Below are 19,271 nucleotides of genomic sequence, written 5' to 3'. Positions count from 1 at the left end.
TCCGCGCCGGGGGAGGACCAGCCGGTGGACGCGCCTCCGCCCACCGGCGTCATCGTGAGGAGAGCTCAGTGACGTCGATCCGAGACCTCGTCGAGGCGCGGCTGGAACTGGCCGCCACGAAGGATTCCGCGCTGCACGCGCTGATCACCACGCTCGACGAGCAGGCGCTGCGCGACGCGGATCGGCTCGACGCGGCGTCCGGCCCGGACGGTGCGCTGCACGGGCTGCCGGTGACCGTCAAGGACAACATCGACGTCGCCGGGGTGGTCAGCACGGCGGGTTCGGCCCATCACAGCAGCACTCCGGCAGCGGCCGACGCGACCGCGACCCGCCTGCTGCGGGAGGCGGGCGCGGTCGTCCTGGCGAAGAACAACATGGCCGAGTTCGCGATGGGCGTCGTCGGCCGCAACGACACCTTCGGCGATTGCCGCAACGCGTGGGACCACGCGCGGATCTCGGGCGGTTCCAGCAGCGGTTCCGCCGTCGCGGTGGCGGCCGGGATGTGCGCCGCCTCGCTGGGCACCGACACCGGGGGTTCGGGGCGCGTCCCGGCCGCGGTGAACGGCATCGTCGGCGTCCGCCCGACCCTGGGCCGGGTCTCGAACTTGGGCGTGTTCCCGGTGAGCCCGTCGTTCGACGCCGTGTCCCCGATGGCGGTGGACGTGCGCACCGCGGCGGCGGTGCTCGCCGCGCTGGACGAGTGGGATCCGGCGGACCCGACGTCGGTCGACGCCGAGCGCATCCCCGTGGAGTCCGCGTTCGTTGGCGCAGCGGGCGACCTGCGCGTCGGCGTGCCCGCGAACGCCTTCTTCGACGACGTCGAACCGGGAGTGGCGCGCGTGCTGCGGTCCGCGCTGGACGCGCTGCGCGAGGTGTGGGGCGCACCGCGGCGGATCGAGGTCCCGGACGCGGAGATCGCGCAGCGGCAGATGCTCGACATGATGTACCCGGAGGCGGCCGAAGTGCACGAAGAACGCGTGCGGCTGCGCCCGGAAACCCTAGATCCCGATGTGCTGCGCCGGATCCGGCTCGGTCACGACGTCCCGCCTCACCGCGCTCAGGAGGCCCGGCGGTGGCGCGGCGCGTTCCAGCGGCGGGTGGACGACGTGTTCGCCGAGGTCGACGTGATCGCGACGCCGACGATCCCGGTGGACGTGCCGCGGCGCGACGCGGTCGACCTCGCGGATTCCACCAGGAGCATCGCCCGGTTCACCTACGTCTGGTCGATGTACGGCGGGCCGTCGATCAGCGTTCCCTGCGGTCGCCACCCGGATTCGGGCATGCCCGTCGGGATCCAGCTGACCGCCGCGCGCTGGCACGACCACCTCGCGCTGCGCGCGGCGCTCGCGGTGGAGGAGCTGTCGACCTTCGCGTGAGGCGCGGCGACCTGAGCCGCCCGGTCGCGTCCCACCTCCGCCCGGTCGCGTCCCACCTCCGGCCGGTCGTGTTCCGACTCCCGCATCGCAAGAACGCGTGCCGCCGCGACCAGCTGATCGGCGCTAGCCGTTCGCGGCGCGCACGATGAGGATCGGGCACGGCGCGTGGTGGATCAGCGCTTGGCTCGTCGAGCCCAGCAGCATGCCGGTGAATCCGCCGCGACCGCGCGCCCCCACGACGACGAGCCGGGCCTGCTCGGCGTGGCGCAGCAGTTCCGCCGCCGCCGACCCGCGGGTGACGTGGTGGTGCACCTCGACGTCCGGATACCGCTCGCCCCAGCCGCTCAGCAGTTCGGACAGCAGGCGTTCCTCTCCCGCCTGGATCTCGTCGGCCGCCAGCCCCACGCGCATCCGCCGCACGTCCACGCCCACCAGGTTCCAGGCGTGCACGACGTGCAGCGGGGCCTCGTACCCGGTTGCGGCCTCGAACCCCTGCACGAGCAGGCGCTCGTCGTTGCGGGAGCCGTCGAGCCCCACGACCACCGGCCCGTGCGCCGCCTCCTGCTCGTGCCCGTTGCGCGCGCGCACCACGGCGGTGGGGCCGTGCCCGTGCGCGGCGACGGCCACGGCGACCGAGCCCGCGAGCAGTCCGGTGAAGCCGCCGAGCCCGCGGTCCCCGACCACCACCAGTCCTGCTCGGCGCGACTCCTCGATCAGCACCGACGACGGGGTTCCGGGCAGCGAGGCGGTCTCCACCGCGAGCTCCGGACTTTCCCGCCGGGCGGCTTCGGCGGCCTCGGCCAGCGATTTCTCCACGTCGGCGCGGACCACTTCGGGCGGCGCCTGCGCCTTGCGCAGCCCGGGGATCGCGGGTGCGGCGAACACGTCGCCGTAGACGATCCGCAGGCGCGTGCGCCGGCGCGCGGCTTCCCCCGCCGCCCAGCGGACGGCTCGTCGCGCGGTCCCGGATCCGTCGATGCCGACCACGACCGGCTCGGTCTGCGCCTCGTTCATCTCGTCCCCCCGCGTGTCCTCGTCGCATCCGACTGTGCAGGAGGTTCGGCGCACCGGCTACCGGGTGCTCAGACCGCGATCGTGCACCGGAGCATGCCGTCCTCGTCGCGGTGGGTGCCCGGGTTCTCGCGCAGCACCCGCAGGGTGGCCTCGTCGAGGCGCTGGAAGCCCAGGAACTCCAGAACCGCTCCGCTGGTGCGGTACACGGCCGCCCAGCCATGGGTGTCGTCGCAGGTCAACTGGTAGGTGAGGGCTGGTGGAGCCAAGGTCGGCACAGCGAATCCTCCTGTTGTGAATACGCAACGTGTTGATCGAATGCAGAGAGTATCTTCATTCCGGGCACTGCTCCATTCGGGGTATCAAAAGCGGACCGTTCGGTCGACCGGGAGATCTCGGCGCCAGTCGGGAATCCGGCCGCCGACCGCCGGTGTTGGCACCGGTGTGACCGCACCCCTGCGCTTCTCCGTCCTGGACCGTTCGCTCGTGCGCCGCGGGCGCGCTCCCGCGGAGTCGTTGTCGCGCACGGTCCGGTTCGCCGTGGAAGCGGAGGCGCTCGGCTACCACCGGTTCTGGGTGGCCGAGCACCACGGCGTCCCCGGTGTGGCCGGGGCGGCCCCGGCCGTCCTGGCGGCGGCGGTGGCGGGGGCGACCTCGCGCATCCGGGTCGGCACCGGTGGGGTGATGCTCCCGAACCACGCGCCGCTGGTGGTGGCCGAGCAGTTCGGCGTCCTCGAATCGCTGCACCCGGGCCGCATCGACCTGGGCCTGGGCCGGTCGCTCGGGTTCACCTCAGCGGTGCGCCGGGCGCTGGGGCACGGGCGCGAGTCCGCGGAGCGCTTCGCCGAGCAGCTGGCCGAACTCCTCGGCTACTTCACCGGTGGCCCGGAGTCCGCGGTGCGCGCTGTGCCCTCGGAGGGGCTGCACATCCCGGTGTTCGTACTGGCCACGGGGGCGGGCGTCGAGTTCGCGGCGGTGGCCGGGCTGCCGCTGGTGATCGCCGCCGTGCGCGGGGACGACGCGCTGCGGAGTTCGATCGACGCCTACCGCGAGCGGTTCCGCCCGTCGGCCTGGTCGGATCGGCCGCACGTGGTGTTGTCTCGTTCCGTCGCGGTCGCGGAGACCACCGAGCAGGCGCGCCGCATCCTCGTTCCGGAAGCGTGGTCCACCGCGTACTCGCGAGTGCACGGCGTCTTCCCGCCGTTGGAGCCCGCGGCGGAAATCCTCGCTCGTGGCCCGAGCGACAAGGAGCGCGAGCACTTCGAGCGCGCGATGCGCGGCCACGTCTACGGCACGGAGGAGCAGGTCGGCGACCGGTTGCAGTCCATCGTGGACGCGGTGGAGGCCGACGAGCTGCTCATCACGACCAGCGGCCACGACGAGGACGCCCTGCTCGATTCGTACCGCCGCCTGGCGCGGCTGATCCCCGCGGTGCGCTGATCACCGCGGGGTGCCGATCAGGACTTCGCGGCGCCGGGCTTCGCCGGGTCCGCCGCGGCCTTCTCCTCTCCTGAACCGGAATCCGCCCCGGCATCGGAGGGTGTTTGCTCCGGCGAGTCCGCCTTCGCCGCCTCGTCCGAGCTCGTGGATTCGCCGGTGCCGGACGAGCTCTTCTCCGCCGCATCGGAGTCCGTGGCCTCTTCGCCGCCCGGCTTCTTCGCCGGTTTCCGCTCGTAGCCGAGCAGGTGATCGCGCAGCAGCAGGTGCGTGAACCGGTACCCACCGTCCACGCGGGACAGCATGCTGTGCTCCGCGAGCCCGCGCAGCAACCGCGCCCGGCGGACCGGCAGTTCGCTCAGCGCCATCGCCCGCGCCAGCCATTCGGAGGCTGCGTTCTTCGCGCTGTCGAAGGGGAACACGTCGGCGTGCCACGCGGCGGGTGCGGCGAGTCCCGCGACCAGGAGGCCGATTCCCGTGTCGAGGGCGCGTTCGTCGAGCAGCGTTCCGGAGAACAGCACCGGCAGCACGCCCATCAGTCCGGCCGCGCCGACCAGGGGAGCGGAGTTCTTCAGCAGCTTGGAACCCTGCCCGTCGAACGCTTCGTACTGGTCCTCGCCGAATTGCCACCACACCTCGTCGCGGGCCGCGGTGGTGAGTCCCGCGACGATGCCCAGCACCACGCCGATGCCCATCGAGGTCAGCAGCTCCTGCGGCCCGATCCAGAACATCGAGACGCCGACGAGCACCGACCCGGCCGCCCCGAGCGCCGCGCTGTTGCCGGGCATCTTCGACCACGCTTCGACCGCGCTCATGATCGTCAGGAACGCCGTCAGGATCACCACGGGCACCCCGACCCACAGCGGCTGCGCCGCGAGCCAGTTCGTGGCGGGCGTGATGAGCCCGACCAGCGCCAGGCTCACGACCAGCCCGAGCAGGTACCCGCAGGCGGCGGTGATCCAGCCTTGCGGGATGGTGCCGGACTTCTGCGCAGGGCGGACCCACGGCAGCGTCGAGAGGTGGTCGAGGAACGCCACGTAGCCGACGAGCAGCAGCGCCGTCACCAGCGCGGACGCGGGTCCCAGCAGCATGCCCATCGCCAGCGTGGCACCGGTGACGGATCCGGCGAGCACGCCGGGAAGTCCGCGCCCGAACACGTGCACCAGCGTGCTCGACGGCAGGAAGCGCGCCCAGGCGACGAGGCTCGGCAACCGGGTGCGAGCCGTGAGGTCGTTGCACAGCGGGCTCGCCGAGACCCGCGCGAGGAAGCGCAGCGTCCGCAGCACCTTCTCCGGCGGATAGCCGAGGTCGTCGGCCTCCCGGGTGGGGACGGCGGTGAGGTAGGCGTCGAACACCTGGCGCCGCCGCTGCGGGAGCGCGCCGCTGAGCCGGATCTCCGACGACGGCCGGTCCTGGTAGGCGAGCGCCATCAGGCTCAGCATCAGCGGCGAGTCCAGCAGGCGCCACAGCTCCGGGTCGGTGCGCAGCGCGGAGCGCACGCCGTCCACGCGGGGGCCGATGCGGGTGAAGAACTCCACGACCTGCTTGCGGGTGAGCGGGTTGATCGTGACGGAGTTGTTCAGCTGCAGCGGCGTGGTGAGCGCTTCGTGCTCCTCGCTGCGGCAGCAGACCACGAGTTCCCGGATGATGAACGAGTCGCGCAGCTTGTTGATCTCGTTGACGCAGCGTTCCTGGTATTCGGGCGGGACCTCGTCGAGCCCGTCGAGCATCAGCCCGACCTTGCCCTGTTCGAGCCAGATCCGGCCGAGCGAGGGGTGCACGGTGTAGCGGCGTTCGATCTCGCGCAGCAGCCACTTCTCGAAGTCGGCGGGCGGCGCGGGCCTGCGGTTGTCCCACCGCCACCCGGACATCGCCCAGGATCCGAGGTCGATGATGAACGGGATCGGCCGCCGCTGGTCGCCCGCGGCCCGCAGCGACAGCGCACGGGTGAGCTCCAGCAGCAGCGTCGACTTGCCGGAGCCGGGCGCGCCGAGGATCAGCAGCGCGCCGTTGGCGTCGTCGAGGGTCTCGGGCAGGTCGGCGTGGGCGGGCAGCCGGGATTTCCCGCCTTGGTTGAGCTGCACGACGACGTCCGCCGGGCGGGCGACCGTCGCGGGCACCTCGTCGACGTCGAGCAGTTGCGCGACGTGTTCGGCGAGGGAGCCGTTGAGCCGTTCGCGGGCGTAACGCTCGGTGCTCTGCACGGACCGTTCGCGGTTCGACGGCGAGTTGAGCCGGCGCGCGGTGATGGGCTTGTCGGCGTTGGTGATGCGTTCCCACGCGGCGAGCGCGGCGGCGAACAGCAGGAACACGATGACCAGCGGCCACAGGAACGTCGCCAGCGGTTGGAGGAATCCGGGGAGCTTTCCGCCGGTCCCGATGCTGATGGCGGTCGGGACGAGGACCAGTGTGACCGCACTGCCTGCCCCGATGAGCAGTGCCGTCCGCACCGTGCGGGCGAGCCTGTTCTGCATGATCGTCTCTCCACGAGTCGGCAACCGCGCGTGCGCCTCAAACTATGGTCTGGCGGGCACGCACTGTAAACGCTCCATTCCGGTCGGTGTGGCCGAGTGTGATCCGTGACGCGCCGAACGGCACCGATCGGGACGCCCGGCTGAAGCGGAGTCGTTCAACGATCAACAAGATCGCACGCCCTCCGACGACCACGCCCGCCGGGATGATCCACACCGAGCGATGCAGCACCGGGCGGAGTGAACGGACCGTTCGTCCAACGAGAGGAGACGAACGCTCCGATCACCGGGAGGCGGCGGTGCGATCGGCTCGCCCGCGGCCGTGTTGATGTTCCGTTTTGCAACCGGATGTGGATACTTCGGGTGCATGAGCGCTGACGTCGGCTGGCGGATCAAACGGGCCAGGGAACGTGTCGGCATGAGCCGCCCCGTGCTGGGCGGCTTGGTGGACCGTTCAGCGGAGTGGGTCAAGTCAGTCGAGTCGGGTCGTTTGCAGACGCCGAAGCTGCACATGCTGGTGCGCCTGGCGAAAGCACTGGACATCGCCGATCTGGCGGAGCTGACGGGCAACGACACCGCGGTGTCCGTCGCTCGGTTCGACGGCGGGGACGAGCACTCCGCGCTGCGGGAGGTGCAGGCCGCGCTCACCGCGGATCGGTTCCGGCTTTCGACGGGCGAGGTGGATACGGCGCATCTGGCGGAGAGGCTGAACGCAGCTTGGACCATCCGCCACGCTTCGCCTGATCACCGGACGAGGGTCGGGCGTGTGCTTCCGGGCCTGATCCGCGACGCACAGCACGCGGTGCGCTCCCGGCGCGGCCCTGAGCAGCGGCAGGCTCGGCGGCTGCTCGCCGGCGTCTACCAGTTGGCCAACTTCTACGTCGCTTACCAGCCCGCGCCGGAACTGGTGTGGCTCGTCGTCGACCGTGCCGTGACCGAAGGGTACGAGGCCGACGACCCGTACCTCATCGGCGGCGGCGCGTGGGCATTGGTGCAGGTCTTGCGGGAATCCGGGCGCTGGGACGAAGCGCTGACGGTCGCCATCGAGGCTCAGCACGCCCTCGAAGCGGGCGAAGACGATGCTCGGAACGGGCTGCGCGGCGCGCTGCTCGTCGAGTGCGCGTTGACCTGCGCGCGCAAGGGCCATCTCGGTGAGGCTTGGCGGTATTGGGAACTCGCCGACTCGGTGGCGCGCACGCTCGGCCCCGGGTACCGGCACGTGCAGTCGAGCTTCAGCACCCAGGTGATGCGCGCGCATGCGGTGAGCATCAGCGTTGACCTGCGCCGCGGCGGCGAGGCGCTGCGGTACCAGCGCAGCCTGGCGCGCGGTGAGATCGCGTCGGTCCCGCGTCGCGCGCGGCATTTGATCGAAGTCGCACGCGCGCATGACCAGCAGGGCGATGCACCGTCCACTTTGGCCACTCTGCGGGAGGCGCATCGCACCGCGCCGGAGACCACGCGCTACAACGGCTGGGCTCGTCAGCTCGCCTGCGGACTGCGTGACAGTCCACCCGCCGGTGAGTCGGCCACGGCTCGTGAATTGGCTCGCGAGCTGCGGGTCAGCTGATCAGGTGAGGGGAGAAAACCTACCCGGAGCTGCGGCATCCTCGTCCTAACGTCCTGGTATGTCCGAAGCGCTAGTGCGTGGTCGAGTGCGGAACCCGCTCCCGGAGACCGAGGGGCTGCTGTCGTGACGAAGCGGTACCTGCCGATGACCTGGGTGTTCGCCCGCGCCCCTTCGGGTCGGTCCTACACCTTCCGCTGGGGGCGCGGGGAGCACTTGATGACGGTGCACGCGGGTGACCGGCGCGGTTCGCACGACGACGAGCACGTGCTCGACGTCGTGCACACCGGCGGCGATTGGGACGACGACGAAGACGTCCGCGTGCGAGCCCGGCAGTGGTTGCGCCGCAACGACGAAGTCCCGAGCCGCCCCGGCCCGGAACCCCGCCGTCGCGGCGCGCGGTGAACCGCCGCGACCTCAGCACCGGGCCAGCACGAGCACCGCCACCGCCGAGATCGCAGCCAGCGCGGCGAGCACCGCGCAGACGAGGTGCAGCGCTCCCGCGAACTCCGCGCCGCGGAGGCCGCCCGCAGCGGAGACGACGGCGCCCGCACCGGCGAGCGCGACGGCCTCGGCGGAGGGACTGACCGCTTGCCCGAGCAGCCGACGGATCAGCGCGGGACCGGTGGCAGGTGCTCTTCGAGATCGTTGAGCAGCGCGCGGACCGGCGCCCAGCACATCATCACCGTGTCGTCGTCGAACCGGGACTGCTTCTCCATCTCCAACCTCGGATGGATGAAGTTCCGGAACTCCCGCACGCGATCCATGAAGGCGCGCGCGTCGAACTGGATCCACCCGTTGTCGTGCGCCAGGCTGATCAGCATCGCCAGACCGACCTGATGGGGAGACACTTCCTTGCCCTTCTCGTTGGTGAAGCCGCACTCGCGGATCTTCGGATCCCGCTCGACGAGAACCGAGTAGAGCAAGCCCTCGACCAAACTCCCGATGCCGATCACGGCCATCGTGTGCGCGCCGTGGCTCGCGCAGATTCGCGCCTCCGAGAGCCTGCGCACGAGCAGGTCGGCGGCGAACGTATCCACGATCAAGCCGCTGATGCGTTCGTCTAGGTCGTCGGGGGCGGTGAACTGGGCTGAGCCGTCCGACCCGATCTCGCCCAACACTGGACGACCACCGACGAGCGAGATGATGAGGCGTTCTGCCATCAGCTTCTCGTTGAGTATCGTGCGGAACTCTTCGGCGACCTCAGCGCCGTCGTCGTACTCGATGGGATCGCAGACCCGGCACAGCAGACGCTCGATGCGGGCGTGGTCATCGCGATGCTCGATGAGCTGCTCGGCCAACCACCGCACGCGCGGAGTTCCGTCGTACTCCGGCGCCGGTACCCAGCCCGCTCGTGCCAGCAGCGGTTCCAACTCGTAGGACTTGCGTTCGTACGGTCCGCCCATGTCCACGATCACGGTGGCGATTCGTTCCGCGGTGCGGTCGTCCAGCGGCAACATGTCAACGGTCCTCTCGGTCTGCCTGGTCTTGGGCGATCTCTACGGCGCGGGTCAGCCGCTCCACGATGATCCGGCCGCGTTTGCTCTTGCCCAGCTCCTGCATGGCCTGGGTGATTCGCTCATCGCGGTCCAGTTGCAGACCGTCGCGCAGCAGCCAGCGGCAGAGCGAGATCAGTTCCCGCTCGGTGTACTTGTCCATCGCTTGCCCGGGTGTCACGTCCGGCCGCGGGCCGCGTCGGGATTCGGGGGGTGGGTCCGCACGCCGGACCGGTTCCTGGGCGGAGTGGCCAGCGGGAGCACCCGAGCGTTCGTCGTCGGTGTCGAGCATTGCCTGCTCCCACGCCTTGACGATCTTGTCGGTCTCCCCGGCCCGATCGCTGAACCACGCCGACGCCCAGACTCGGTGGAACCGCCATCCCAGGTTCTCCAGGTGCGACTGCCGCAACCGGTCGCGGTCCCGGACGCTGTACGACCGGTGGTAGCTGTCGCCGTCGGCCTCCACCGCCAGCACCATCCGCCCGGGCTGGTCGCGATGAGCCAGCGCGAAATCGATGCGGTAACCCGAGAAGCCCCACTGCGGGAAGACTTTGATCCCCCGCTCCGCCAATGCCTGCTCCACGTCCAGCTCGAGACCGTTGAGGTCCAGAGCCTCCTGGCGGCCCACCTGGTCGATGTCCGCGTGCGCCTGCGCGAACTCCAGGTACCTGCGCAGCAACTCGGTTCCGGTGCCCGTGTCCGACGGCGCCAGCTCGCCCGGTTCGAAAGAGCTCACCACGCTCATCCGCCGCTTCGCGCGGCTCACCGCCACGTTCAACCGGCGATCGCCACCGGTGCGGTTCAACGGGCCGAAGCTCCGCCCGTCGACCCGGCCGGTGGCACGTTTGGCTACGCCGACCGTGAGGATGATCGCGTCCCGCTCATCGCCCTGTACGCGTTCCAGGTTCTTGACGAAGAACCGCGAGCCCGGACTCGACTGCTCGGTGAAGAACTCCTGCATTTCCGGTTTCCCCTGGACCGCGTGACGCACCGCGGTCTCGATCCGCGCGGCGTGCTTGTCGCCCATCGCGATCACGCCGAGGCTTTCGTGCGGGCGCGCCGCCGCGTGCTGCAGCGCCAGCTCCACGACCCGCGCCACCTCGGCCGGAGCCGAGCCGTCCTGGCCCGGTGCGGCCACGCCGTCCACGACGTGCAACGAGACCGGTGCCTCCTTGCTGGAACCGGGGAACGTGACGAGGCCGTCGCCGTAGATCTCCCGGTTCGAGAAGGCGATGAGCCGTTCGTCCCGGCTGCGGTAGTGCCACTTCAACTGCTCCTGGCGCGAGATCCACGTCCGCATCACGGTGAGGATCGATTCGTAGTCCTCCAAGCCCGTCTCGTCGCTGTCCTCATCACCGGCCAGCATGCGGCCGAAGAAGTTCGAGGGCGGTAGCTGCTTGTCATCCCCGGCCACCACGAGGCTGGTGCCACGGGCGATCGTCGCGATCGCCTCGTGCGGCTGGATCTGGCTCGCTTCGTCGAAGACCACCAGGTCGAACAGCCGCTCGGCAGGCAGTGTGCGGCTCACCACCAGCGGCGACATCGCCCAGCACGGGAACAGTGCGAGCAGCACGTTCGGCGCTTTCTCGACCAGGCTGCGCAACGGCATGTGCCGGGACTTCTTGTTCGCCTGCTCGCGGATCAGCTTGGTTTCGTCCGGGTGGTCGTCGCGCACTTGGCGCAGCGCTTTGCCGACCTCCCACAGCACCCTGTTGGCCGAACTCTCCCGATGGGTCATGTCGGAGTCCTGGTACTCGCGCACCCGCCGGTCGTGTTCTGCAGAGGTGAAGCCCCGCAGCGCCGGGGAATCGAGCTTGAACCGCTGAAGCAGCGACTTCAACCAGGTGTGCCGGAACAAGCGCCATGCGGCGTCACCGTCGAGGTCTTGCCGCGCGACGTCCTGCACCAGCTGGGTGAGACCCAGCCGCTCGAACTCGCCGAGCAGCGCGGTGATGTTCTCCATCTGCCACAGCGTGGCCTTGTCCTCGAGCAGCCTTTCCAACTCCGCATCCACCTGTTCTGGCGGCTTGCGCTCCATATCAGTGAGATTCGCGAACAGCGCTACGGAGGTCAGCTGGTCGCGCAACGTGTTGAACAGTTCCATCGTCTCGCCGAGTTCGACCACCTCGGAGGGATGCCCGGCCGGATCACCGAGTTCCTGCCACCGGTCCCGCTGCCCTCGGACCGCGTGCAGCTTGCGGTGCAGCACGCCGCGCTGCTTGATCTCGTCCGTGGAGGCCGCCGTGATCTCCTTGCGGAGTTTCCGCCTGGTGAGCCAGCCGAGCTTGTGCCCGGCTTGCGTGCGCTCCCGGTGGGAAGCCGTGGCGAAGTACCAATCGTCGAGCTGTGTGCCGAAGACGTCCGGTCCGAACGCTCGGACGCTGTCGTTGACCTCTCCGAGCAGGTGCAGCACCACTTGCCAGCCCGCGAGGTCGACCGGAGTGCGCAGCCCGGTCTGGTGCAACACCGAGGTCATGCTCCGCCTGCCCGCCTGCAAGGTCTTCGTGGCGAGCGCGTCGAGCTTCATCAGGATGTCGTCGATGTCGTCGACACCGCGAATCTCGGCCTGCCACCAGGGTGATTCTCGTCGGACGACGCGGAGTCCGCCTTTGTCGATGAAGGAGTGCAGCTTCTCCCGTAGTCCCGTGACCGTGTCGGCGTCGAGAAGCTGCAGTGTCGGCCTGGCGAACGTGTGCGGCGATGCCGGAGCGCGCAGTGACAGCAGCTCCGCTTGGACCTCGTACGCGCTGATCTTCCACGGTGCGCGTGGCCGGTGCAGTTCGTCGGAGTGACCGCGCAGCTCAGCCCGGTGCGCACCGACCTTGCGGTGGGTGTCGCCGACGTCCGGCCGCGGCTGCCGCCCAGCGTTTTCCAGGCTGTTCTGGAGCTGGCGGGCGACGTGTTTCTTGTCGACTCGCTGCTGATGCAGGTCGAACACGAGCCTGTCCAGGCCGGCTAGGGCCAGTCGACCGGTGACCGCTTCGATCGCCGCGCGCTTCTCGGAGACGAACAGGACCCGCATTCCGCGTGCGGCCGCACCCGCGATGATGTTCGCGATCGTCTGGCTCTTGCCGGTGCCGGGAGGGCCTTCGATGAGCAGGTGGTGCCCGGCCAGCGCCGTGTTGATCGCCCGCTGCTGCGAGGAATCCGCGTCCTGCACCAGGAATTCTTCGGCCGGCTCGATGGAGTCCGCCGCCGGTGGGCTGAACCCGGCGCCTTCCGCCGTGACCGCTGCCCGCGCCGGAACGTCCCCGGCGAGAGCGGCGACCAAGTCATGGCTGCTGAGTAGTTCCGACGCGTGCAGCAGGTCCTCGACCATGGGCTGCTTGGCGTAGTTGAACAGGCCGCACACGGTTGCCCGTTCCACGCTCAGCGGAACGCCCTGGTGCTCGGCCACTGCGGTCAGCTCGGCCCACACCCCGTCGAACTGCTCTTGCGGGTCCTCGGTGCCGGCCAGGAGGTCCTGCGCGGTGGCAGTGAACTCGGCGAGGTCGAGGTCGAGCCCGTAATCCTGGTCGAGCGCGTAGAGCAAAACCGGGTTGACCTCCACATCTCGGTCGGCCTCGAGCATGAACTCGTTCTCGGCCACCGTTCGCGCCGTGATGCGCAGAGAGCGCAGCAGCAGCGGGGCGCGGGTGCCGCGACTGGGAGTCTGCGGTGTTGACCCGTGCCTAGGTGTGGCTTTGACCAGTCCCTGCGCGACCTTGCCGATGTCGATTCCCTGTTCCTCGGCGAACGCGGTCATGGTGCGTCGCAAGGATCGGGCTCGTGCGCAGGAATCCTTGTGCACGTCGGAATCGACGAAGAGCGCGCCGAGTTTGACCTGCTTTCCAGAGAGCAGATCCCGCACGGATACGGGATTTGCTGTCGTTAGATCCAGGCTTGTGGTCTTTGTGTTCTTGAAGTGCAGCAACGTGTTCTGGGGGCCGAACTCGATGAGGTTCTTTGCCCACAGCTCCGCTTTGGTCCTCACGAGCTGGAGGCGTTGATCGTGCTGGTCGGCCGACATGCCGCGGATCTCCTCTGTCACCATGCGATCTGGATTCGTGCTGGCCTCTTGCGCGCTGCCTGATCTTGGCGAGCTGAATAGAATCTCGAACCGCCCCCAGTCGTGGCAAGCATCTGTTCGGGTGAAAAAGCTCGGCAAGTTGCCCGGCGGTGAGTGGTCCTTTTGCATCGTGCCGCACGGGTCTCGCGATAGTGCAAGGGGTTGCGGATCGTGTCAGCCGGATGCCGTGTTAACGGCTCGTCGGGCCGGGCGTCTTTCCATTGTGGAGCGGCGCGAAGTTCGATTCGTCGGCTAGTGCGAGGCCACTCGGCGGCATTCCGTTCATTCGGCCTCGATCGGGTGCGAAAACGCGGTTCCCTGCGAAGCTGTCCTTGGCCGGATTGATCGAGCAGGTCGGCGCGTGCCCCGGAGCCCTGCGCGCCGGATGCGATGCACCCCCTGAACAGCGCATCCGGCGCGGCACCGCATGTGCGGCGCTTCCTGACCCCCGGCTCGGGTGCAGGAACGCGGCACATCGGGCTCCGCGCCGGACACGCCGAATCCCCAGCCGCGGGACCGCTGAACGGAGGAATCCGCGACTGAGTTGATTCCTGCTGGTGAGCAGCTTAAATTGTGGCGCCCGCCGAAGACAAGGGGATCACCGCTTACAGTGGATGGTCAGGGGTGTGCCGAACTCCGTGGTTCCTGGGGGTGTTCGTCGTGTCCGGCGATCAACGCATCAGCGCGCGACGGTTCCGGTTGCTGTGCGAGCAGCGCGGGTACGGCTACCCGGAACTGGTGCGCGACCTGGGCAAGCGCGGGGTCGTCGTCACCAGGCCGGGCGTGGCGAAGCTCGGCAGAGCGCCGGATTCGCCGGTGCCGCACTACGCGGCCGAGCTCGCGCTGGTGCTGAAGTCCTCGGTGGGCTATCTCGTGGGCCGTGACCGGCAATTCCTGGGGAAGCGGTTCCGTGACCTGTACCGGGAGCGCGGCTGCTCGCTGGCGGCGCTGGCCGACCAGCTCCACCGGTACCGGCAGGTGACGGTCTCGACCCAGTACCTGCAGCAGCTCGCGTGCAGCCGCAACACCAACCCGCGAGCGGAGATCGTCGACGGTCTCGCGGTCCTGCTGGCGACGACGCCGGACTAGCTCAACGGCTGCGAAGACCAGGTGCCGCGCCGCGAAGACGCGCAGCAGCCCGGCGACCCGATCGTCGGCTGACGCGGCGCGACCGGCGGCCCGAACGAGCCATGGTCCGCTCAGCCGCGCGCCGCGTCCTCGGCGCGATCGGCGGTCCGGCGCTCGTGGTGGGCGTGCAGGTCGTGGGCCCATTCGACCAGCGGCTCGGCGACCACGCGGAAGTCCATGCCCGCGGGGCTGAGGGCGTAGGCCGGGGCGGAGCCGGTGCGGTCGCGATCCACCAGGCCGCGGCGTTCCAGCTCGGTCAACCGCTGCGACAGGGTGACCTGGCTGATCCCGACCTCGCGGGCCAGCTCGTTGAAGCCGTGCGGCCCGGTCAGCAGCACGCAGACGACGTGCATGGCCCACTTCTCCTGGAACAGCCCGAGAACTCCGCCGCTGATCTCGGCGGGGTCCGGTGCCTCCAGGTGGTGGCGGTCGGCCCAGGACGTCATCTCGGTGAACATCGGCCGGAGCCCTGCGCCGCGTTCGGTCAGCGAATAGCGGGTGCGCGGCGGCGATCCGTCCAGCACCTCGCGGTGCAGCAGGCCCGCCTCGGCCAGTTCGGAGAGCCGCTGCTTGAGCGTGCTCGGGCCGGCACCGGGGACGCGCCGCCGCAGTTCGTTGAAGCCCAGCGGCTCCGCGCTGAGCGCGTGCACGACGTGCAACGCCCACCGGGTGTTGAGCACGCCGACCGCGGCGACGAACGCGTCGTCGTAGCGGACTTCGCCTGCACCTGCGGACACGCGCCCATGATACGACCCCTCGATCGAGCGATGCCATTTCGGGAGCAGGTACGTTTTACTTAGTGGTGTCGGGAGGTTCGCCTGCGGCGTCGCTCCCGATCCGGCGTTGCGTTTCCCTTGTCTCGTGGTGGAAACCGCCGGAACTCGTCCAAACGCGCTTGGTCGTGGGTGCGTGATAGGCATCGATCCCTTGGGAGGAACCATGTGCGAGTGCGGCACCGGTGGGTACGGCGAGAACGTGACCGCGCCTTCGCGATCTGGACGGAGCGCGAGCCCGAGCGCGGCGGGGAAGGCCCGTCACCGAGCCGGGTTCGGGCCACCGGGTCGGTCAGCACCAACCGGCGCACCGGGCGGCGAAGTCGGCCACCAGTTCGGGCGGGACCGACCGCAGATCCGCTCCGGCACCCCAGGTGGCGTCGGTGAGTTCGGCGTGGTCGGCGCTGCGGTCGGCCAGCGCGAGCAGCTGGGCGAAGCGGGTCGCGATCGCGTGGTGATCCGGCAGTCCGGTGATCCACTTGATGTGCGCGTGCCTGGAGTACAGGCCGACGACCTGCGGGCCGCCGCCGTCCGCGCGTTCGGTCAGCGCCGCCAGCTGGGTGAGCCCGGAGTCGGTGCCGACGACCAGTTCGGCGGAGGCGAACAGATCCACGCAGTCCGCGGCGCCGGGCTCGCACAGCACGTCGGCGGGCAGTCCGTCGAACCTGTCCGCCGTCGCGGTGTTGCGCGCGGTCACGACGGTGAACCGCCACGGGGCGTCGACCAGGCTGACCAGAGCTCGGGCCACCGCGGCGAAATCGGCGGGCCGGAACTCCAGGTTCCGCGGCCAGCCCGGCACGGCGACGAACACGACGTGCCACGGTTCGGGGTCTGTCGCGGAGGTGAACCTGGGAGCGGGGGCGCCGTCGGCGGACAGCCGCTCGCCGAGGCTCTGCTCCACCGCGAGGTAGTGCCGCATCGGCAACGCCGAGTGGACTTCGACCTCCCCGGGGCCGATCGAGTCCAGCCAGGTCGGCTGCTCGTCCGGGTCGATCCGGAAGCGGATCGGCGCGCGGGTGGCGGTCCGGACGACGTGCGGCCCCCAGGTGTGCTCGGTGGACTCGACGGGAACCGAACACCGCCGCATCAGCTCGGCGTCCGGCCCGCTGTAGTGCAATGGCACCTGCTTGGTGACTTCGCTCAACGCGGTCACGGCGGAGAGGCCCAGCAGCAGTTCGCCGAGGCTTCGCTGGCCGAGATCGGCGATCCACCCCCGGGACCGGACCAACTCGCCGCAACCCGGTTTCGGATGTTCGCCCGCGCGGCGGTGATAGGGCAGCACGCGGCCGAACGGAGACTGTTCCACCGGAACTCGAATCCTGCCCCCGCGATGGCAGCGAACGTCTTCCACATGCCACTGGACGAGGTCCTGCTGGATCGGCATGAGAGATCACCTCCCTGGATCTTGACACCACAGTGTGCGGCGAACGGGCGCGACACGGCGACGACAATTGCCCGCGCCTGTCCGACATTTGCCTGACATAGGTGTGGAACACGCCGTTCACTTCCTCGGCTGTCGGCACGGCCGACGCGGCCGAACGGTTCTGGCGAAGGGCACTGGCGGAGATGAGGGAGCCTGCGGTGGTCGGAGTGCACGTGTCCGCGCGGACCAGGCTGGAGCAGGTTCTGCGGCAGAACCGCCGGACCGTTCAGGAGTTCTGCGGGGATTTCCACGCTTCTGCTCGTGAACGCGGTGAATCCGCCGTCGTGTCACAGCGGCAGGTCAGTCGGTGGCTGGGCGGTCAGCTGGGCGGGCTCCCGCATCCGGCCACCTGCCGGGTGCTGGAACGGATGTTCGGAGAATCGGCAGAGGAACTGTTCGGGCCACCCCTGCGGGGCGACGACGGTGGTGGTTCCGGCCCGGCCACGACGCAGGCCGGGACGCACGGCTCCCGCCACCTGGACAACGTGGACATGTCGATGGAAAGCGAGGTCGCCACGGCGGCCGTCGAATCCGCCCGGTTCGGGCAGTTCGCCGAACAGAGCAACGTCGGTCCCCACAGCCTGGAGCAGTTCCGCGCGGATGTGGGCCGGATCGTCACCAGCTACCCGAATCGTCCGGTGTACCCGCTGTTCGTGGAACTGCGCGAACTCCGGGACAGGATCTTCGACCTGCTGGAAGGAAGGCAGCGTCCAGCCCAGTCTCAAGAGCTGTACCTGGTCGGCGGCGTGGTCTGCGGCGTGTTGGCCAACGCCTCCTTCGACCTCGGTTGGCTCGCCGCGGCCGAGACGCAGGCGCGCACGGCCTTCCTGTGCGCCGAACTGGCGGGCAACAACTCGCTCCGCTCGTGGATCCGCGGCACCCAGAGCCTCGTCGCGTACTGGGACGAACGGCCCCGCGACGCGGTGGCGCTCGCGGCGCAGGGCTGGCGCTACGAGCCGGAGGCGGGCACGCCGCGGGTGCGGCTCGCGTCCATCGAGGCGCGCGCGCACGCGCGGCTCGGCGATCAGCGCGCCACCGAGGACTCGCTGCGCCGGGCCGACCGGGCCAGGACCGAGGTGGTCGGTGAGGACGAACCGGGCGGGCTGATGACCTTCCCGGTGGCCAAGCAGACGTTCTACAGCGCCACCACCTGGTTGTGGCTGGGCGACCGCGCCAACTTGGCGCAGGCCGAACGGGCGGCGGCCGAGGCGGTGGAGCTCTACCGGCGGGACCCGGCGGAACGGAGACGGGTCGGAGAGATGAGCTTGGCCCGCCTTGACCTGGCGGTCGCCCGGCTCGGCCAGGACGACCTGGAAGGCGCGGCCGAGCAGGTGCGTGCGGTGCTGGAGGTGACCGGGCGGCGCCGCACGGACAGCGTGGTTCGGCGATTGCGCCAGATCAGCCAGGTGCTGCAACGGCCGCACCTGCACGGCACGTCGTTGGCGTGGGAACTGCGGGAACAAGTGGTGTCGTGCTGCGAGTCCTCGCAGCGGGCCGAGTTGTTCGAGGGCGCGAGATGACGGGCGCGAAGCCGTCGACGGTGGGCGTGCTGCATCCGGGAGCCATGGGAGCGGCGGTCGCCGTGCAGCTGAGCAGCCGCGGCCACACCGTCCTGTGGTGCTCGCAGGGCCGCAGCGAGCAGAGCAGAGATCGAGCCGTGCGAGCCGGACTGCACGAGGTGGGCGCGCTGCCGGAGTTGCTGGCCCGCTGCGACGCGGTGCTCTCGGTGTGTCCACCGGCCACCGCGTTCGACGTGGCTCAATCGGTCGCGGAGATCGGCTACGACGGCGTGTACGTGGACGCCAACGCGATCGCGCCCGAGACGGTGGGGGGCCTTGCGGCGGTGCTGACGGGCGCAGGCATCACCGTCGTCGACGGGGCGATCATCGGCCCGCCGCCCGACGCCGCGCACACCGCGCGGTTGTACCTGGCGGGTGCGACCGAGCACGTGGGGTTCCTCGCGGGCCTGTTCGCCGGTTCCCGTCTCGAACCGGTGGGGTTGGGCGAGGCGATCGGGCGGGCGAGCGCGCTGAAGATGGCGTTCGCGTCGTTCCAGAAGGCGAGCCGGGTGCTGGCGGCCGTCGCGCATTCCCTGGCTGACGAGCACGACGTCACCGATGCCCTGCTGGGCGAGGCGGAGCGAATGTCCGGTCGCATCCTGGCTGAACGCGACTACTTGCCGAGCGTGGCAGCACGCGCGTGGCGGTGGGAACCGGAAATGCGGGAGATCGCCCGCACGCTGGAGGCGGCGGGGCTGCCCGCGGAACTGGCGGAGGCGGCCTCCGCCGTGCTGGCGAGGTGGAGCGCCGATCGCGATCTCGCGGAACTGTCACCGGAGGCCGTCTTGGCGCGCCTGCGCATTCCCTGATCGCCGAGCATTCGATCCTCGGCGATGGCCCGCTCGACGATTCGCCACCGCCGACGTTCGATCCGAAAGGACGCGGGAAATCCGATGATCGGCCGAATGCGCGCCCCGCCCGCTCGTCATCGGCCGCGTAGAGCGGGCCGGTGGTCGCCGGCCCGCGCCACGCGCACCGGCATCCG

At 70.0% G+C, this 19,271-nt stretch carries 15 protein-coding genes; 7 read left to right on the top strand and 8 right to left on the bottom strand.

The window, feature by feature from the left end; genetic code table 11:
- Positions 1 to 68 precede the first annotated feature (68 nt).
- Positions 69 to 1,376 carry an amidase family protein gene (locus BJ969_RS14860; RefSeq protein ID WP_184479513.1) on the top strand — a complete coding sequence of 436 codons (1,308 nt, stop codon included), beginning with the start codon at positions 69 to 71 and terminating at the stop codon, positions 1,374 to 1,376.
- A gap of 123 nt (positions 1,377 to 1,499) precedes the next feature.
- On the opposite strand, the gene BJ969_RS14855 is transcribed toward BJ969_RS14860, so the two are convergent.
- Together BJ969_RS14855 and BJ969_RS14850 are read right to left on the bottom strand one after the other, a co-directional pair.
- Positions 1,500 to 2,390 carry a universal stress protein gene (locus BJ969_RS14855; RefSeq protein WP_184479512.1) on the bottom strand — a complete coding sequence of 297 codons (891 nt, stop codon included), beginning with the start codon at positions 2,388 to 2,390 and terminating at the stop codon, positions 1,500 to 1,502.
- 68 nt (positions 2,391 to 2,458) lie between these two features.
- Positions 2,459 to 2,665, bottom strand: a complete 207-nt coding sequence (locus tag BJ969_RS14850; protein ID WP_184479511.1) for a hypothetical protein — start codon at positions 2,663 to 2,665, stop codon at positions 2,459 to 2,461.
- Between the two features lie 166 nt (positions 2,666 to 2,831).
- Here BJ969_RS14850 and BJ969_RS14845 point away from each other — a divergent pair, with 166 nt between their 5' ends.
- The gene (locus BJ969_RS14845) at positions 2,832 to 3,827 is read left to right on the top strand and encodes an MsnO8 family LLM class oxidoreductase (protein WP_343071417.1); all 996 of its coding nucleotides are present in this window, start codon (positions 2,832 to 2,834) and stop codon (positions 3,825 to 3,827) included.
- A gap of 17 nt (positions 3,828 to 3,844) precedes the next feature.
- On the opposite strand, the gene BJ969_RS14840 is transcribed toward BJ969_RS14845, so the two are convergent.
- The gene (locus BJ969_RS14840) at positions 3,845 to 6,298 is read right to left on the bottom strand and encodes an NACHT domain-containing protein (protein ID WP_184479509.1); all 2,454 of its coding nucleotides are present in this window, start codon (positions 6,296 to 6,298) and stop codon (positions 3,845 to 3,847) included.
- A 364-nt stretch (positions 6,299 to 6,662) separates the two neighbouring features.
- On the opposite strand from BJ969_RS14840, the gene BJ969_RS14835 reads away from it, so the two are divergent.
- Positions 6,663 to 7,862, top strand: coding sequence for a helix-turn-helix domain-containing protein (locus BJ969_RS14835; protein ID WP_184479508.1), 1,200 nt, complete (start codon positions 6,663 to 6,665; stop codon positions 7,860 to 7,862).
- A 123-nt stretch (positions 7,863 to 7,985) separates the two neighbouring features.
- On the top strand, positions 7,986 to 8,264 hold the full coding sequence (locus tag BJ969_RS14830) for a hypothetical protein (protein WP_184479507.1): 279 nt from the start codon (positions 7,986 to 7,988) through the stop codon (positions 8,262 to 8,264).
- Between the two features lie 12 nt (positions 8,265 to 8,276).
- On the opposite strand, the gene BJ969_RS14825 is transcribed toward BJ969_RS14830, so the two are convergent.
- Genes BJ969_RS14825 through BJ969_RS14815 form a run of 3 tightly spaced genes read right to left on the bottom strand, consistent with a single transcriptional unit; the run spans position 8,277 to position 13,112 of the window.
- Positions 8,277 to 8,537 (bottom strand): hypothetical protein, encoded by a 261-nt coding sequence (locus tag BJ969_RS14825; protein WP_184479506.1) that lies wholly within the window; start codon positions 8,535 to 8,537, stop codon positions 8,277 to 8,279.
- Complete coding sequence (locus BJ969_RS14820; protein ID WP_184479505.1) at positions 8,471 to 9,319, bottom strand: hypothetical protein; 849 nt, start codon at positions 9,317 to 9,319, stop codon at positions 8,471 to 8,473. Before BJ969_RS14820 ends, BJ969_RS14825 begins: the two co-directional genes overlap by 67 nt.
- Position 9,320: 1 nt before the next feature.
- Positions 9,321 to 13,112: an AAA domain-containing protein gene (locus BJ969_RS14815; RefSeq protein ID WP_246456808.1), complete on the bottom strand. Its 3,792-nt coding sequence runs from the start codon at positions 13,110 to 13,112 to the stop codon at positions 9,321 to 9,323.
- Positions 13,113 to 14,063: 951 nt separating this feature from the next.
- Between BJ969_RS14815 and BJ969_RS14810 the strand changes: the two genes are divergently transcribed.
- Positions 14,064 to 14,492: a helix-turn-helix domain-containing protein gene (locus tag BJ969_RS14810; RefSeq protein WP_184479504.1), complete on the top strand. Its 429-nt coding sequence runs from the start codon at positions 14,064 to 14,066 to the stop codon at positions 14,490 to 14,492.
- A gap of 110 nt (positions 14,493 to 14,602) precedes the next feature.
- Here BJ969_RS14810 and BJ969_RS14805 read toward each other — a convergent pair whose 3' ends face one another.
- The gene (locus tag BJ969_RS14805; RefSeq protein WP_184479503.1) at positions 14,603 to 15,268 is read right to left on the bottom strand and encodes a winged helix-turn-helix transcriptional regulator; all 666 of its coding nucleotides are present in this window, start codon (positions 15,266 to 15,268) and stop codon (positions 14,603 to 14,605) included.
- Between the two features lie 328 nt (positions 15,269 to 15,596).
- Entirely contained in the window at positions 15,597 to 16,610 is a 1,014-nt protein-coding gene (locus BJ969_RS14800) for a glycosyltransferase family protein (protein WP_184479502.1), read from the bottom strand.
- Positions 16,611 to 16,870: 260 nt separating this feature from the next.
- On the opposite strand from BJ969_RS14800, the gene BJ969_RS14795 reads away from it, so the two are divergent.
- Together BJ969_RS14795 and BJ969_RS14790 are read left to right on the top strand one after the other, a co-directional pair.
- A complete protein-coding gene (locus BJ969_RS14795; RefSeq protein WP_484593013.1) occupies positions 16,871 to 18,247 on the top strand; it encodes an NsdA family TPR-like regulatory protein in 1,377 nt (458 codons plus the stop codon).
- Positions 18,244 to 19,095: an NAD(P)-dependent oxidoreductase gene (locus BJ969_RS14790; protein ID WP_184479500.1), complete on the top strand. Its 852-nt coding sequence runs from the start codon at positions 18,244 to 18,246 to the stop codon at positions 19,093 to 19,095. Before BJ969_RS14795 ends, BJ969_RS14790 begins: the two co-directional genes overlap by 4 nt.
- The last annotated feature ends 176 nt before the right edge of the window (positions 19,096 to 19,271 follow it).

Origin of the sequence: Saccharopolyspora gloriosae, assembly GCF_014203325.1 — a bacterium.
GTDB lineage: Bacteria > Actinomycetota > Actinomycetes > Mycobacteriales > Pseudonocardiaceae > Saccharopolyspora_C > Saccharopolyspora_C gloriosae.
Note: the sequence above shows the minus strand (reverse complement) of the source record. Positions and strands in the feature narration are given on the sequence as shown.

Excerpts from the sequence above, each read along its gene's own strand:
- BJ969_RS14840 (WP_184479509.1), bottom strand. The coding sequence starts at position 6,298 with ATGCAGAACAGGCTCGCCCGCACGGTGCGGACGGCACTGCTCATCGGG.
- BJ969_RS14795 (WP_484593013.1), top strand. The coding sequence starts at position 16,871 with ATGAGGGAGCCTGCGGTGGTCGGAGTGCACGTGTCCGCGCGGACCAGG.
- BJ969_RS14820 (WP_184479505.1), bottom strand. The coding sequence starts at position 9,319 with ATGTTGCCGCTGGACGACCGCACCGCGGAACGAATCGCCACCGTGATC.
- BJ969_RS14790 (WP_184479500.1), top strand. The coding sequence starts at position 18,244 with ATGACGGGCGCGAAGCCGTCGACGGTGGGCGTGCTGCATCCGGGAGCC.
- BJ969_RS14855 (WP_184479512.1), bottom strand. The coding sequence starts at position 2,390 with ATGAACGAGGCGCAGACCGAGCCGGTCGTGGTCGGCATCGACGGATCC.
- BJ969_RS14835 (WP_184479508.1), top strand. The coding sequence starts at position 6,663 with ATGAGCGCTGACGTCGGCTGGCGGATCAAACGGGCCAGGGAACGTGTC.